Genomic DNA, 15,670 nt, shown 5'->3' with positions numbered 1-15,670 from the left:
TCCGGCCGATCGTCCGATGCCCGCCGAGGGCGCATGCGTGCCCTTTCCCCCGGGTTCCCGAGTCTCTCTTTCGGACACACCTGCTGCCAGCACCGTACCCGGCATGTCCGAACATCGCCGCTCTCGAAGCCCTCCTCACGAGGTTGAAGAGGGCACCTGAGCCAGCTTGCCGGGATCGCGGTGCCGCTGGGGGCGGCCTTCCGGATTCTTGTGCAACCTTTTCCACACTGTCAGTCGCCGAAGACCTGCCGCGTGTAGGGGTTGGCGAACCGGCGCCCGGGGTCGAGCTCGTCGCGCAGGGCCTGGAAGTCGCCGAAGCGGGGGTAGACCTTCTCCAGATAGGACGCGTCCCGGGTGTGGAGCTTGCCCCAGTGCGGGCGGCCGTCGAGGGCCGTGAGGAGGTCCTCCACGCCGCGGAAGTAGTCGTCGTGGGGGTCGCGGTTGAAGACGTGGACGGCGATGAACGCGCTGCGGCGACCGTGGGCCATGGACAGCCACGCGTCCTCGGCGGGCAGCAGGCGGACCTCGATGGGGAAGCTGATCCGCCAGCCGCGGCGGTCGAACAGGGACCGGAGCTCGCGCAGCGCGGGGACGAGCCGCTCGCGCGGGATCGCGTACTCCTGCTCCTTGAACCGGACCGTCCGCTCGCTGGTGAACACCTTGTGGGACGTGTCGGTGTAGGTGCGGGCGCCGAGGGCCCGCGCGGAGATGCCGTTCACGAACGGGGTCACGGCGGGCGCGGCGTGGGTGAGCCGGTTGATGGCCCCGAACACCGTGTTGGACAGGAACCGGTCGTCCATCCAGTGCTTGAACCGGGGGAGCGGCTGGGCGGGCCCCTCCGCGCGGTTGTTGCGCTTGGTGAGGCAGCCCTCGGTGTGCGGGAACCAGTAGAACTCGAAGTGCTCGTTCGCCTCGTCGAACTCGTCGATGCGGCCGAGGACCTCGTCCCATTTCATGGGTTCCTCCTGCGCGCGCAGGAGGAACGCCGGGACGGTCTTCCATGTGATGGCGGTGACGATGCCCAGGGCGCCGAGGCCGGCGAGGGCGGCGTGGAACAGGTCGGGGCGCTCGTCCGGCGAGCAGGTCGTGACCGTGCCGTCGGCGAGGACGAGTTCCAGGGCGGCGACCTGGGAGGCGAGCCCGGCGGCGTCGCGTCCGGTGCCGTGCGTGGCGGTCTGGAGGGCGCCGGCGACGGTCTGCTCCTGGATGTCGCCCATGTTGGCGAGGGCGAGGCCGTGCTCGTCCAAGAGCCGGTTGAGGCGGTGCAGGGGGAGGCCCGCCTCGACGGTGACGAGGCCGGTGGAGGTGTCCACGGAGCGGACGGCGGTCATCCCGGTGGGGCGCAGCAGGACGCCCTCGGCGACGGCGGCGCCGGTGAACGAGTGGCCGGTGCCGGTCATGCGGACGGTCCGGCCCTCTTCGGCGGCCGCGCGGACGGCGGCGGCGACCTCGTCGGTGCCGCGGGGGATGGTGACGCGTTGCGGAGTGGCCTGCTGGTTTCCTGCCCAGTTACGCCATGGTTCGTTGGTCACGAGGGACATGTCAGGACTCTACTGGGCGATTGAATGTGAGGGAAGTTCATGTTTGCGGATGGCCCGCGATCCGGCGATCCCGATCACCGCCGCCACCACCGCGCACCCCAGCGGGACGAGGAACGCGGCCCGCGCCCCGAACCCGTCCACGACCCGCCCGGACAGGGACGAGCCGAACGCCACCCCGATCCCGACGGACGTGGAGACCAGCGCGAGCCCCTCCGTCAGCTGCCGCGGCGGGACGAGCCGCTCCACGAGCCCGTAGCCCGGGATGATGGTCGGGGAGATCGCCAGGCCGGAGAAGAACACCACGGCCATCATCAGGTACAGGTTCCCGACCAGCACGGGCGGGACCAGCCCCGCCGTCAGCAGGACGAGCCCCGCCAGGAACCGCCGGGACAGGGGCCGCCGCCAGTTCCGCGCCCCGTACCAGAGCGCCGCCGCGCCGCTGCCGAGCGCGTAGCAGCCGAGCAGCACCCCGGCGAGCGCCTTGCGCCCCTCCTCCTCGGCGAACGCGACGCCGCCGACGTCGATCGCGCCGAACACCATGCCGAGCATCAGGAACACCGGTGTCAGCACCGCGATGCCCGGGTTGCGGGCCACGCTCCCGGCCCGCGTCCCCGGCGGATGCGGGTTCGGCGGCGGCTCGGTGCCCGGCTGCGCGGCGAGCGCGAGGGAGCCGGCCAGCGTGCAGAGCGCGGCGGCGGCGAGGCCGGCGGCCGGATGCACGGCGGTGGCCAGCACCGTCACCAGCATCGGGCCCGCCACGAAGATCGCCTCGTCCACCACGGACTCGAACGAGAACGCGGTGTGCAGCCGCTGCGGGGCCTCCCGCAGGACGTAGGACCACCGCGCCCGCACCCACGCGCCCAGCGACACCGACGTGACCCCGGCGGCCGCGGCGGTGGGGAACAGCGTCCAGGTCGGCAGTTCCGCGTACGCGAGGCCGATGAACAGCGCGAAGCTCGCCGCGTTGGCGAGGGTCAGCGGGAGGAGCACCCGGCGCTGCCCGTGCCGGTCGGCGAGCCGCGCCGAGAGCGGGGCGCCGGCCGCGAAGGCGAGGGACATCGTCGCGGTGACGGCACCGGCGATACCGTACGATCCGGTAACCGCGGACACGAGTAGGACGATGCCGATCCCCACCATGGACATCGGCATCCGTCCGACGAAGCCCGCGGCGACGAACGACCGGGCACCCGGCACCGTCAGCAGCTCCCGGTACGCACTGGGCACCGGACCCTCCCCACACCCCCGGGGCGGGCCGCTCCCCGAGGACGTCATCCGATGTCAGGCCCATGATCACGGTACCTGGGAGAAAGCACTGCAAAGACGGGTAACCGACCCGTAGCGACACTCGTTGGGAATGGTTGTGGCCTCACCTTCAGCACCGCGCCCGTCCGACAGCGGGTCGCCCGACGGCCGGGCGATCCGCGCCGCGATGGCGGCCGAGGCCTCGCGGCCGGCGCCGCGCCGCCCCCCGACCACGCCCAAGGAGAAGAAGCAGCGCAGGCTCCGCAAACGCGGCGGACGGCCACAGGGCGGCGGACGTCCGCAGGGCGCCGGCGCGGCGCAGCGCGCGCTGCCGCTCGCCGTCGTCGGGATCGCGGTCCTGACCGCCGCCAGCATGTCCGGCGGCGTCTACGCGGCGCTGAGCGCGCAGGAGCGGCCCGCGGCGCCCGCCGCCGACCCCGGCGCCGCGCCGCCGACGGGCCCCGCCCCCGGCGGGCCGGTCACCATCACCGACCCCGGGCGGCAGATCGCCCCGCTGCGGCGCGTCGTCCCGCCCGACGTCCTCGCGGTGGGGGGATCGGGCGCCCTGCCCGCCGCCAAGATCGAGCGCATCCGGAGGCTCAAGCGGGTCCGGGACGTGATCGCCGTCGCGGGCGGCGCCGTCCAGCTCCAGGGCCGCCAGGTGAACGCGCTGGCGGTCGACCCGTCGGCGTTCCGCTCCTGGACGCCCCCCGGCACCGCCAAGAAGACCGAGCTGTGGGCGGGGCTCGCGGGCGACCGGTTCGTGGTGTCCCCCGCCGCGGCCGAGCAGCTCCAGCTCGCCCAGGGCACGCGGTACCCGATCGTCGGGCGGACGATGCCGCAGCTCACGATGGGCGGCTCCGGCGACCTCGGCCTGCCCGGCATCGACCTCCTGGTCGGCGCGAAGGCCGGCGGCGAGATGGGTCTCGTCCCGAACGTCGCGGTGCTGGTCAACGCGCCCGGCGTCAGCCCCGGCAAGGTCGTCGCCGCGGTGACCAAGATCCTCGGCCCCGGCGCGAACGTCGTGAACCTGCACGAGGGCAAGTATCAGGCGCCCGGCCGCTCGGGCGGCTACCTCGACCTCTACAAGCAGGCCGCGACCACCTGCCCCGGGCTGTCCTGGACGGTCCTCGCCGCGATCGGCCAGGTGGAGAGCGACCACGGCCGCAACACCGGCCCGTCCAGCGCCGGCGCCCTCGGGCCGATGCAGTTCATGCCAGCGACGTGGAAGGCGTACGGCGTGGACGGCGACCGCGACGGCAAGGCCGACATCATGAACCCCTACGACGCGATCCCCGGCGCCGCCCGCTACCTGTGCGCCAACGGCGCGGGCCGGGGCGGCAAGCAGCTCTACCGCGCGGTCTGGCACTACAACCACGCCGACTGGTACGTCCAGAAGGTCCTCAACCTCGCCCGCGCCTACGAGGCCAGGTACAACTGACCGGCGTCCGCGACGGAGCGCGCCGGAGTGGCGGACGCCGGCCGGTGCGCCTCCGCCGGGCCGGAAGCCGTTCCCTCGGATGACACCGCCCGCCTGCACGGGCGTCCGGGGGCGGCTGGTTGGATGGGGGCATGGCGTACGACGCTCTGCTCTTGCTGTCGTTCGGGGGGCCTGAGGGACCGGACGACGTGATGCCCTTCCTCGAGAACGTGACCCGCGGCCGGAACATCCCGCGGGAGCGGCTGGAGAAGGTGGGGGAGCACTACTTCCTGTTCGGGGGGGTCAGCCCCATCAACCAGCTCTGCCGCGACCTCAAGACCGCGATCGAGGCCGACTTCGCCGCCCACGGCGTCGACCTCCCCGTCTACTGGGGCAACCGGAACTGGACGCCGTACCTGGCCGATACCGTCCGGCAGATGAAGGCGGACGGCGTCCGCCGGGCCGCCGCGTTCGTCACGTCCGCCTACAGCGGCTACTCCACGAACGAGCAGTACCTCGAGGACATCGCGAAGGCGCGCGAGGAGGTCCCCGGCGCGCCCGAGATCGAGAAGCTCCCCGCCTACTGGGACCGGCCGGGTTTCCTCGACCCGTTCGCGGACGCGGCCCGCGAGGCCCTGGACGGTCTCCCGTCCGACGCCCGCCTGGTGTTCACCGCGCACAGCGTCCCGCTGTCCCAGCCGAACCAGGAGCGGTACGTCGCGGAGCTGGAGAAGGCCGCGGCGACGGTCGCCGAGAGGGCCGCGCCCGGACGGCCCTGGGACCTCGTCTACCAGAGCCGCAGCGGAGCCCCGGACCAGCCGTGGCTGGAACCGGACGTCCTCGACCATCTCGACGCGCTGCACGCGAAGGGCGCCCGCGCGGCCGCGCTCGTGCCGATCGGGTTCGTGTCCGACCACATGGAGGTCAAGTACGACCTCGACGTGGAGGCCGCCGCGCGCGCCGCCGAGCTCGGCATGGCGTTCGCGCGCGCCGCCACCCCCGGGCCCGACCCCCGCTTCGCCGCCCTCCCGCGGCTGCTGATCGAGGAGAGCACCGCATGAGCCTGCCGGACGAGCTGCTCGCGCTCGCGGTCGAGACCGCACGGGAGGCCGGGCGGATGCTGGTCGACAAGCGGCCCGCCGGCGGACCCGACGTCGTCCAGACGAAGTCGAGCCCCACCGACGTCGTGACGCAGATGGACCGCGCCGCCGAGGCCCTCATCATCGAGCGGATCCGGGCGGCCCGGCCGGACGACGCGTTCCTCGGCGAGGAGGGCGGCACGCGGGCGGGCGGCAGCGGCGTCCGCTGGGTGGTCGACCCCATCGACGGGACCGTCAACTACCTCTACGACCTGCCCGACTGGGCGGTCTCGATCGCCGCGGAGGTGGACGGCACGGCCGTCGCGGGCGCGGTCGAGATGCCGCGGCGCGGCGAGACGTACACGGCGGCGCGGGGCGGCGGCGCCCTCCTGCACGCGGCGGGCGGCACCCGCGAGCTGCGCGTGAACGCGCGGGTTCCGCTGGCGAGCGCGCTGGTCGCGACGGGGTTCGGGTACGCGGCGGACCGGCGGGCGACCCAGGCGCAGGTGCTCACCGGCGTGCTGCCGAACGTCCGCGACATCCGCCGCGGCGGCACGTGCTGCGTGGACCTCTGCTCCGTCGCCGCCGGACGGCTCGACGCCTACTACGAGCGCGGCGTCCAGGCGTGGGACATCGCCGCCGGGGCGCTCATCGTCCAGGAGGCGGGCGGGCGCGTCGAGGGGCTGCACGGCGCCGCGCCCGGCTCCGAGCTGACCATCGCGGCGGGGGAGGGGACGTTCGAGGCGCTGCACGACCTGCTCGCCCCGCTCGACCCCCTCCGGGACTGATCCCGGAAAGGACGAGAGCCCGGGACGCGATCGTCTCGGGCTCTCCTCGCGGGGTGCTTCTGCTCAGTCGCAGCGGGGCGGCGGTAGGCCGATGTCATGGTTCGCTGCGATCCGGCGCAGTTCGTTGATCTCCTCTTGGCGGATGTCCGCCAGGTAGGTGTCCCCGTCTGCGTGGGCGCTGCGCAGCGACGCGTAGGCGTCTTCGAGCCGCTGCTGAATCGTGTTCGACAACTCGCCCATGGGCCTCCTCCCGGATCCTGCCCATCCCTACCCAGAACTAACCTGAAGGTAAACCAGGTGTCTCCTGCAATTTTCAAGGATCCTTGCGCGCGGGCGTAAGGTCGTCCGGCCGACGAGCTCCTGAACAGGCGTTTACGTACGTCTTACGGCTCGCGTGGCATACCTGGGACGATGGGACGTGCCGGGGATCACAGCGCCCCGGAGGTCGGTTCGCGCTGCCACTGCTGGGGGACGCCGTGCGTGTACTAGTCGTCGAGGACGAGCGCGTGCTCGCCGACGCGATCGCCACCGGCCTGCGCCGCGAGGCGCTCGCCGTGGACGTGGCCTACGACGGCGCGGGCGCGCTGGAGCGGGCCGGGATCAACGCCTACGACGTGATCGTCCTGGACCGCGACCTGCCCAGGGTGCACGGCGACGACGTCTGCAAGCAGCTCGTCGCGCAGCGCTACCCCGCCCGGATCATCATGCTGACCGCGTCCGGGGAGCTGGAGGAGCGGGTCGAGGGGCTGTCCATCGGCGCCGACGACTACCTCGCCAAGCCGTTCGCGTTCGCCGAGCTGATCGCCCGCGTCCGGGCGCTCGGGCGGCGCGCCGCCGCGCCGCTGCCGCCCGTCCTGGAGCGCGCCGGGATCACCCTCGACCCCGCGCGCCGCGAGGTGCTGCGGGACGGCCGCCCGGTCGAGCTGACCCGCAAGGAGTTCGCCGTCCTGGAGGTGCTGATGAGCGCGGACGGCGCCGTCGTCAGCTCCGAGCAGCTGCTGGAGAAGGCGTGGGACGAGCACATCGACCCCTTCACCAACGTGGTCCGGGTGACGATGATGACGCTGCGCAAGAAACTCGGTGAACCCGCCGTGATCGAGACCGTGCCGGGAGTGGGGTACCGGCTTTGACCAGGGAATCCGCCCCCCGCCCCGAACCGGACGCCGCCGCCCGGCCGGCCGAGGCCCCCACGACGGCCGAGACGGCCGAGCCCACCGGGGCGACCGGGCCGCTCGGCGTCCGGGAGACCGGGCCGCAGGCCGAGGCGGGCGGCCGGCGCGGCCGCTGGCGCCGGCCCGGCCCCCAGCAGGTCCCGCAGCCGCCGCCGGCCGGCAAGGGGGCGCTGTGGCGCGCCGACGCCGGCCCGATGGGCGACCTGAAGGCGCTGCCCGGCCGGATGAGCGTCCGGCTGCGGCTCACCCTGCTGTACGGGCTGCTGTTCTTCATGGCGGGCGCGCTGCTGCTGTTCGTCATGTCGGTGCTGATGGCCGACATCCTCGGCAACGTCAAGGTCATCGGATTCGGGATCACCGACGAGGAGGCCGCCGAGCTCCAGCACCAGTTCGTCGAGCAGACGATGCGGCAGCTGGTCGGCCGGTCCCTGGTCGCGCTCGGTGGGGTCGGGATCATCACGATCGTGCTCGGCTGGTTCGTCGCCGACCGGGCGCTCAGCCCGCTGCAGCGGGTGACCGCCACCGCCCGCCGGCTGTCGGAGTCCACGCTGCACGAGCGGATCGCGCTGGAGGGCCCGGACGACGAGATCAAGGAGCTCGCCGACACGTTCGACGCGATGCTGGGCCGGCTCGGGGAGGCGTTCGACTCGCAGCGCCGCTTCGTCGCCAACGCCTCGCACGAGCTGCGCACCCCCCTCGCGATCAACCGGACGCTGCTGGAGGTCGCGCTCGGCGACCCCGAGGTCTCCGACGACCTGCGCACCGTCGGCCGCACCCTGCTCGCCACGAACGCCCGGCACGAGCGGCTCATCGAGGGCCTGCTGCTGCTCGCCCGCAGCGAGCGGGAGCTGACCGACCGGACGCCCGCCGACCTCGCCGAGGTCGCCGCGACGGTCCTGGAGCACGCGGCGCGCCGCGACCACGACAACACCGTGGCCGTCCACCGGGAGCTGACGGCGGGACCGACGGCCGGGGACCCGGTGCTCCTGGAGCACCTCGTCTCGAACCTCGTCGACAACGCGATCAAGCACAACGAGGACGGGGGGGAGCTGTGGATCCGCACCGGCGTCCTCGACGGCTACCCCACCGTCCAGGTGGAGAACACCGGCCCGATCGTCCCCGCCTACGAGGTGGAGCGGCTGTTCGAGCCGTTCCGGCGGCTGAACGCCGACCGGGTCGAATCGGCGAAGGGCGCCGGGCTCGGGCTGTCGATCGTCCGGTCGGTGGTGCTGGCGCACCGCGGCGCCGTCTACGCGACGCCGCGTCCGGGCGGCGGGCTGATCGTGACCGTCCGGCTGCCGCCCGCCTGACTACTTGAGGGCGGCGGTCGCGAGCGTCGGGTCGCCGTGGTAGTCGAGCGTCAGCCCGACGTACCGGGGGCTGATCCGGGCGGCGTACCCGAAGTGCAGCAGCGGGATCAGCGCCATGTCGTCGAGGGCCAGCCTCTCCGCCTCCTGGAACACGTTGCGGCGGCCTTCGATCGACTGGTTCCGGAGCGCGTTCCCCATCAGCTCGTCGAACCGCTTGTTCGTCCACCCGGAGTAGTTGCTGTAGGGGTTGTCCGCGGTGGCGAGGCCGGTGCTGCCGAGCAGCGGCCACAGCATCGTGTGGCCGCTCGGGTAGTCGGGTCCCCAGGAGAACAGGGCCAGACCGGACGCGTCGTCGGCGACCACGGCCTTCCGGAAGTCGTCGTAGCGGCTCGCCGGGGTCTTCTTCAGCTCGACCTTCCAGCCGAGCGTCTCCCGCAGCGTCGACGCGACCTGGTCGGTGATCCGCTCGGCCGTCGTCGACTCCTGGACGTACAGCCGGATCGACGTGCCGGACCCGAGCCCGGCCCGCTCGGCGAGCTCCTTCGCCTTCGCCGCGTCCGGGCCGGCGCAGGCCGAGCACGTCGCGGCGCCCGCGTGCCCGGGGACGGCCGGCGGGACGAGGGCGCGTGCCGGGCGGTAGACGCCGCCGTAGACCCGGCTCAGCCGGTTCCGGTCGAGGGCGTGGGAGACGGCGAGCCGCGCGTCCTTCGACGCCATCGGCCCCCGCTTGACGAGCGGCACCAGCATCTGCGTGTACGGCGCGGGGCCGGTGGTGACGTCGTTCAGGGAGATCGAGGGAAAGTCGCCGGAGTCCAGGTGCGCCCAGCCGAGGTCGCCGTTTCGCCGGGCCTCCGACGAGCTCGAGACCAGGTTGACGACGACCCGGTCGAGTTTCGTCCTGCCGAACGCCCAGGTGTCGTTGCGGACGAGGATGACGGCGCCGTCCGTGCCCGTCCGGTAGGACTCCAGTTTGAAGGGGCCGTTGCCGATCGGCGCCTGGTTGAAGGTCTTGTCGTCGGAGGCCCCGGCCTCGTCCGGCAGGGGCGCGAACACCGGATCGGACAGCCGGGCGGGGAAGTCGCAGTTCGCCGACGTGAGCTTCACCGTCAGCGTGTTCCCGGACGCGGTGACGCCCGTCAGGCCACTGCTGTGGGCGGCCTGCGAGAAGCCGTCGATGTCGGCCATCAGGACGGGGCCCGCGCCGCCGGCCGTGGCGGCGCTGCGCGACCAGCCGCGCCGGAACGCCTCGGCGTCGACCGGATCGCCGTTGCTGAACGTCGTCCCCTCGCGGATCCGGATCGTCCAGTTCTCGCACAACGCGTCGGGGGTGATGGACGTGGCGAGCCGGTTCCGCGCGCCGCCGTCCGGGCCGAGCTCGGTCAGGCCGGTGAACAGCTGCTTGGCGATGAACCGCTCGGTGCCGCTGTAGCTGTGCGACGGGTCGATCTCGCCGTCGGTCGTGTAGATCTGCGCGGCCGTCATCTCCAGCGCGCCGCCGACCCGGCCCTCCTCCGTCCCCTTGTCGCGGTCCTTGGTGAGCTGGACGGTGATCGCGGTCCCGGCGACGATCAGCGCGACCAGCGCGGCGCCGCCGGCGGCGGCGAGCACGCCGATGCCGCGCCTGCGGGCGGGGGGCCGCGCCTTGCCCGTCCCCATGAGGGGGCCGTTGCCCTGCGGCCATGTCGGGCCCTGCGGCACCGCCCCCTCGGGACCCTGGCCCGGCGGTGGTGCCCCGTGCGGTGGCGTGCCGTGCGGCGGTGTCCACGGCGGGGGAGTCGACGGCGGCCCGGGGGCGGGGGGAGGCGGCTGGAAGGACGGCTGAGCCTGATGCGCGGCCTGCTGGGAAGGCTGCCGGGGCGTCGCCTGCGGGGGCGGCGGCGCCTGGAGGGCGGCGAGCCGCCCCGAGTCGGCGGAGGCCGCCTCCACGCCCTGGGTGAGCATCCCCGTGCCCCCGTTGCCCTCCGGCGCGCCCGCCGGGGCCGGGAGGCTGCCCGCGAGCGTCAGCAGGCGCGACAGGACCTGCAGGGAGCCGGGCCGCAGCGCCGGGTCCTTCGCGAGGCAGTCCTCGACGACCGACCGCAGCGGCTCCTGCAGCCCGTCCATGTCCGGCGGCCGGTTGAGGATCCGGTGCATGACCGCGGGGATGGTGTCCTGCCCGAAGGCGGGACGCCCGGTCGCCGCGTAGACCATCGTCGCGCCCCACGCCCACACGTCCGCGGCCGGGCCGACCGGCGCGCCGGAGATCTGCTCGGGCGCCATGTAGGCGGGCGTGCCGATCGCGGTGCTGGACAGCGTGCCCGTCGCGTCCAGCGCCTTCGCGATACCGAAGTCGATCACGCGCGGGCCGTCCGCCGCGAGCAGCACGTTCGCCGGCTTGAAGTCGCGGTGCACGACCCCCGCCTGGTGGATCGCTGCGATCGCCGTCATCGTGCCGATCGCGACCCGGTCGAGGTCGGCGCCGCGGCGCGGGCCGTCCTCCGCCAGTACCGCCGCGAGGGACGGCCCGTCGATGTACTCGCTGACGATGTACGGCCGGTCGTCCTCGACGTGGGAGTCGAGGATCCGGGCGGTGCAGAACGCCGACACCCGCTTCGCCACGTCCACCTCGGCGGCGAACCGCGACCGGGCCTTGCGGTCGCCGCTGAACCGGGCGTGCAGCAGCTTCACCGCGACCTGGTCGCCGTCCTCGTCCTCGCCGAGGAAGACGGCGCCCTGCCCGCCCTCCCCGATCAGGCCGGTCAGCCGGTACGGACCGAGCCTGTCGGGGTCACCCGGGCGCAGCGGGGCGATCTCGGGCATCGGCGTCCTTCCGTGGGGGCGGGCGGGCGTCGCCGGGGCGGGCGTCGTCAGCTGGTCGGCGACCCGGTCACTGCTTGATCACGAAGCCGTACGCGTCGGCCGACGTGGCGGACTGCAACTGCCGCCACTCCCACCGCATCGAGCTGCCGCTGGAGGACGGGATGAACGTGACGTACCCGGCGGCGCACTCCTTCGGGTCCATCCCGGCCATCGGCTCCTCGCGGTACTCCAGCTTCGAGCTGTTCTCGTCGCCGGACAGCAGCGAGAGCCGCGTGATGCAGGTCGAGTGGTTGCCCGTGTAGGTGTACCGCGCGGTCCCGAACGTCCTGATCAGCGAGAACTGGACCTGGAAGTTGCGGCCGTCCGCGTCGGCGCTGGGCTGGCTGCCCGTCCCCTTGAAGACGCCGATCAGCCCGCCGCTCGTCGAGGTCGTGCTCGGCGCCGTCGGCGTGTACGTCACCCGCGGCGTGTACGGGTCGTCCGGGTCGTCGTCGGAGTTCGCCCCGATGATCGCGAGCACGACGATCACGACGACGACCAGCACCGCGAGCCCGCCGCAGCCGATCGCGATGATCGGCCCGGCCGAGCTGGACTTGCGCGGCGGGTACCCGCCCGGCCCCGGCGGGAGCGGCCCCGGGGGCATCGGCTGCATCGGCCCCATGTGCGGCTGCGCCGGGCCGGGCGGCGCCATCGCCGGCTGGTACATCGGCATCGGCGGCGGCGTGATCGGCTGGGGCGGCGGGGTGTTCGGGCCGTGCGGCGCGGGCTGGTGCATCGGCATCGGCGGCGGCGTGATCGACTGCGGCGGCGGAGCGTGCCGGGCCGGCGGGACCGGCGGCGGCGCCTGCATCTGCGCGGCGATCCTGGTGCCCTGGTTGAGCAGGTCCTCCTGGCCGGCGCCGGACGGCGCCGCGCCGACGTGGCCCAGCAGGTTCAGCAGCAGCTGGGCGGCCGGGGGCCGCAGGCCCGCGTCCTTGGACAGGCAGCGGCCGATCAGGTCGCGCAGCGGTCCGGCGGGCAGCGCGGACAGGTCCGGCTCCTCGTTGAGGATCCGGTTGATGATCACCGGCAGCGTGTCGGCCTCGAACGGCGACTGGCCGGTCGCGGCGAACACCATCGTCGCGGCCCACGCGAAGATGTCGACCGCCGGCGTCAGCGGCGCGCCGGTGAGCTGCTCGGGCGCCAGGTAGCCGGGGGTGCCGACGACCATGCCCGTCGCGGTGACCGCGCTCTCCTGCGAGTTGACCGTCCGGGCGATGCCGAAGTCGACGACGCGGGGGCCGTCCGAGGCGAGCATCACGTTGTTCGGCTTGAAGTCGCGGTGGACGATCCCGGCCTCGTGGATGGCGGCGAGCGCCGTCACGGTGCCGATCGCCAGCCGCTCCAGCTCGGCCGCGCCGAGCGGCCCGTTGTGGGCGACCACGTCGTGCAGCGACGGCCCGTCGATGAACTCGCTGACCACGTAGGGCTGCTCGCCCTGGACGTCGGCCTCGATCACCCGCGCCGTGCAGAACGGCTCGACCTTCTGCGCGGCGGCCACCTCGCGGGTGAACCTGGCGCGCGCGGCGGGGTCGTTGGCCATCTGGGCGTGCAGCAGCTTGACGGCGACGTACTCGCCGTTCGGGGCCTTGCCGAGATACACGGCGCCCTGCCCGCCGGCGCCGAGGCGCCCGACGACCTCGTACTGTCCCAGCGCCCTGGGATCGCCCGGCTCCAGCGGAGCGGCATCCGGCATCTGATTCCTCCATAGACCCGCGGTGATGGGGCCCGCCCCCAGTCTCAGGCGGGCACGATATCGCGTTACTTCAGACGTTGTCCCGGACGATCTGGTTCGGCGGTCGACCTGCCGATTCAGGCCGTCCCGCCGCGCGCGGCCCGGTCGGCGCGCGCAACCCCGCCGGGGCCGGTATGATCCCCGCGCCGTACCGGGACGCCCGCCGGATGTCCGACCCCATCGGACGTCGGGACATCTGCCGGGTTTGTGACGGAAGACACATTTGCGAGGGCTGGATCAGGGGCTGGGTGTCACGCGTGGGAACGGTTGCGCCTTGTGTGCCGCAGCTCACCAACCGTGACAGAATTTCCCGCCCGGATCGGGCACAAGAACGGCCCCCCGAGCGTTAGATCCGCGCGACGGGGCGCATAAAGCACTGAGGGGGATGGAGATAGAAGATGGCGACCGACTACGACAGCCCACGCAAGACCGACGACGACCTCAGCGAGGACAGTCTCCAGGAGCTCCAGGCCCGGCGCGCGGACAAGGCCGCGAGCATCATCGACGAGGACCTCGACGCCGGTGAGGTGGCCGAGCTGCCGGGCGCCGACCTGTCCAACGAGGAGCTCACCTTCCGGGTGGTGCCCCGGCAGGCCGACGAGTTCACCTGCAGCCGCTGCTTCCTGGTGCACCACCGCAGCCAGCTGGCGGCCGAGAAGAACGGACAGCCCGTCTGCCGCGAATGCGCCGCCTGACCGGGAGTGGCCGGTGACGGACAGAGGTGATGTGAACGGCCGCCGCGACCCCGGCGGCGGCGACCACGCCGGCGGGGACCGCGCCGGCGCCCCCGACGGCGGCGCCGTGGCGCCGCTTCCGGACGACCCCACCGAGATCGGTGAGCTGATCGGGCGGCTCACCGGCGACGACGACATGGACCGCGAGACCCGTGGCCGCCTCCTCGGGCGCCTGGCGAGGCTGCTCGGCCAGAGCGCCCGCCGGGCGGGCGCCGCGGGTTTCGCGGGCGGTCGCCTGCTGGCCGACCTGATGGTGGAGGTCGCCCCGCACATCCGCATCCGCGATCTGGAGACACTCCAGGCCCATCACGGCGGCCTGACCGGGGAGGCCCTCGCCGAGAGCATCGTCCGGGTCGCGGCCAACGGCACGACCGCCGTCGGCGCGGCCGGCGGCGCCCTCGCCGCCGCCGAGTTCGCCGCCCCGCCGCTGCTGCTCACGGCCCCCGCGCAGATCGCCGCCGAGACGCTCGTGGTCGCCGCGATCGAGGTCAAGATGATCGCGGAGCTGCACGAGGTCTACGGCGTCACCGTGCACGGCACCGGCACGGCCCGCGGCGCGGCGTTCCTCACGGCCTGGGCCAGGCAGCGTGGGGTCAACCCCCTGGAAGGCTCTCTCACGAGCGCCCTCGGCTCCGCCGCCAAGGCCGCCCTGCGCAAGCGGCTGCTGCGCGTCTTCGGCCGCCATCTGACGACCCTCGGGCCGTTCCTCACCGGCGCGGCCGCCGGCGCAACCCTCAACCGGTCCGCGACCAAGGCCCTGGCGAGCAAGGTCCGCCACGACCTGCGCGGCCCCGGGGCCCTTCCCCGTCTCGTCCCGAAACCCCTGCCCCCGTCCTGACCCCCGTCAGGAGAAGGTGAGCTCCGGCTCGACCGCGTCCCGGCCCGCCAGCCAGAGGCCCAGCGCCTCGCGGGTGCCCGTCACCGTGCGGCCCCGGCCCACCGGCCGGTGGCCGTCCGTCGGGACGAGGCGGTGGCGCAGCACGCGCCGGTTCAGCCACAGGCTCAGCTGCAGCCCCTCCCGGAAGATCGCCGTCGCGACGGCGTCCGGCACCACGCGGGACCGGCCGAGGCCCCGCAGGACGTCCTGGTGGTGGATGGCGAGGTCGCCGAGGATGATCGCGCCGCCCAGCCGGCTCGTCAGGGACGGGTTGTCGGCCCAGTGCCGCGCCCATTCCATCAGGCGGGCCCGGGGGAGCGAGCGGGCGCGGTCGGCCTGCGCGTTGTTCGCGGCGTTCACGCGCGGCCCGAACGGCAGGTAGGAGGACAGGAGGTAGTCGAGGCCGACGACGTGGCCGAGGACGTCCCGGGGAGCCCACTGCGCGCAGAGGGTCGTCCCGGCGTCGAACTCGTCGTCGGACAGGTCGTCGAGGGTCGCGATGAGGCGGTGGCGCTCGGCACGCAGCTCGTTCTCGAACGGCAGGCGCATCGTGGTCGGTCCCTTCGTGGCTCCGGGGGACCGACCACGATACGCACGCGCCCGCCGGGACGGGGGTTCGCCCCCCGCCCCGCGCTGTCAGGCGTCGACCTTCAGATGCGCGGGCAGCTCGCCCGTGCCCTTCGCCCACTGCCTGGCCGCGGCCCGGGTGGCGAGCAGCCGCGCGAGTTCCATCCCGACGCCCATCACGACGGCCCAGCCGATCGCCTCGGACAGGGCCACGTCGGGGGATTCGGGGTTGGTCGGCGGCTCCTTGCCGGTGCTCTTCTTCCACAGCATCGTGATGGCCTTCTTCGCGACGAAGCCGCCCGCGAAGGCGGCGGCGCCGGCCATCACCCGCCAGCCGATGTCGCCCTTGTCCGCCATGTTCGTCCTC

14 protein-coding genes are annotated in these 15,670 nt (G+C 73.6%); 7 read left to right on the top strand and 7 right to left on the bottom strand.

Annotated features, from left to right (window positions below):
* Positions 1-230: 230 nt before the first annotated feature.
* Positions 231-1,541, bottom strand: coding sequence for a D-arabinono-1,4-lactone oxidase (locus IE99_RS0109495; RefSeq protein ID WP_030166866.1), 1,311 nt, complete (start codon positions 1,539-1,541; stop codon positions 231-233).
* Positions 1,542-1,550: 9 nt separating this feature from the next.
* Positions 1,551-2,765, bottom strand: a complete 1,215-nt coding sequence (locus tag IE99_RS0109490; RefSeq protein WP_037558948.1) for an MFS transporter — start codon at positions 2,763-2,765, stop codon at positions 1,551-1,553.
* Positions 2,766-2,895: 130 nt separating this feature from the next.
* Here IE99_RS0109490 and IE99_RS0109485 point away from each other — a divergent pair, with 130 nt between their 5' ends.
* From IE99_RS0109485 to IE99_RS0109475, 3 genes are all read left to right on the top strand, one after another.
* On the top strand, positions 2,896-4,224 hold the full coding sequence (locus IE99_RS0109485) for a lytic transglycosylase domain-containing protein (protein ID WP_030166858.1): 1,329 nt from the start codon (positions 2,896-2,898) through the stop codon (positions 4,222-4,224).
* A gap of 131 nt (positions 4,225-4,355) precedes the next feature.
* Positions 4,356-5,264: a ferrochelatase gene (locus tag IE99_RS0109480; protein WP_030166855.1), complete on the top strand. Its 909-nt coding sequence runs from the start codon at positions 4,356-4,358 to the stop codon at positions 5,262-5,264.
* The gene (locus tag IE99_RS0109475) at positions 5,261-6,070 is read left to right on the top strand and encodes an inositol monophosphatase family protein (protein WP_030166852.1); all 810 of its coding nucleotides are present in this window, start codon (positions 5,261-5,263) and stop codon (positions 6,068-6,070) included. Before IE99_RS0109480 ends, IE99_RS0109475 begins: the two co-directional genes overlap by 4 nt.
* Before the next feature lie 63 nt (positions 6,071-6,133).
* Here the strand turns inward: IE99_RS0109475 and IE99_RS32395 are convergent, their stop codons facing one another.
* Positions 6,134-6,310: a hypothetical protein gene (locus tag IE99_RS32395; protein ID WP_169744409.1), complete on the bottom strand. Its 177-nt coding sequence runs from the start codon at positions 6,308-6,310 to the stop codon at positions 6,134-6,136.
* A gap of 236 nt (positions 6,311-6,546) precedes the next feature.
* Here IE99_RS32395 and IE99_RS0109465 point away from each other — a divergent pair, with 236 nt between their 5' ends.
* On the top strand, positions 6,547-7,200 hold the full coding sequence (locus tag IE99_RS0109465) for a response regulator transcription factor (RefSeq protein ID WP_030166849.1): 654 nt from the start codon (positions 6,547-6,549) through the stop codon (positions 7,198-7,200).
* A complete protein-coding gene (locus tag IE99_RS0109460; protein ID WP_245623128.1) occupies positions 7,197-8,552 on the top strand; it encodes a sensor histidine kinase in 1,356 nt (451 codons plus the stop codon). The genes IE99_RS0109465 and IE99_RS0109460 overlap by 4 nt, the downstream gene beginning before the upstream one ends.
* Here the strand turns inward: IE99_RS0109460 and IE99_RS30185 are convergent, their stop codons facing one another.
* On the bottom strand, positions 8,553-11,351 hold the full coding sequence (locus IE99_RS30185; protein WP_051712316.1) for an ABC transporter substrate-binding protein: 2,799 nt from the start codon (positions 11,349-11,351) through the stop codon (positions 8,553-8,555). It lies immediately after the preceding gene.
* A gap of 67 nt (positions 11,352-11,418) precedes the next feature.
* Positions 11,419-13,086, bottom strand: coding sequence for a serine/threonine protein kinase (locus tag IE99_RS0109450; protein ID WP_030166840.1), 1,668 nt, complete (start codon positions 13,084-13,086; stop codon positions 11,419-11,421).
* 437 nt (positions 13,087-13,523) lie between these two features.
* Here IE99_RS0109450 and IE99_RS0109445 point away from each other — a divergent pair, with 437 nt between their 5' ends.
* Positions 13,524-13,820, top strand: coding sequence for a DUF4193 domain-containing protein (locus tag IE99_RS0109445; protein ID WP_030166837.1), 297 nt, complete (start codon positions 13,524-13,526; stop codon positions 13,818-13,820).
* 13 nt (positions 13,821-13,833) lie between these two features.
* Positions 13,834-14,697 (top strand): hypothetical protein, encoded by an 864-nt coding sequence (locus tag IE99_RS0109440; protein WP_425423808.1) that lies wholly within the window; start codon positions 13,834-13,836, stop codon positions 14,695-14,697.
* Between the two features lie 6 nt (positions 14,698-14,703).
* On the opposite strand, the gene IE99_RS0109435 is transcribed toward IE99_RS0109440, so the two are convergent.
* Together IE99_RS0109435 and IE99_RS0109430 are read right to left on the bottom strand one after the other, a co-directional pair.
* On the bottom strand, positions 14,704-15,285 hold the full coding sequence (locus tag IE99_RS0109435; RefSeq protein ID WP_030166830.1) for a maleylpyruvate isomerase family mycothiol-dependent enzyme: 582 nt from the start codon (positions 15,283-15,285) through the stop codon (positions 14,704-14,706).
* 87 nt (positions 15,286-15,372) lie between these two features.
* Positions 15,373-15,660: a DUF4235 domain-containing protein gene (locus IE99_RS0109430; protein ID WP_030166827.1), complete on the bottom strand. Its 288-nt coding sequence runs from the start codon at positions 15,658-15,660 to the stop codon at positions 15,373-15,375.
* Positions 15,661-15,670: the final 10 nt, after the last annotated feature.

The sequence above is a fragment of the Spirillospora albida genome, assembly GCF_000718255.1.
Lineage (GTDB): Bacteria > Actinomycetota > Actinomycetes > Streptosporangiales > Streptosporangiaceae > Spirillospora > Spirillospora albida.
This window is presented reverse-complemented; position numbering and strand designations above follow the sequence as displayed.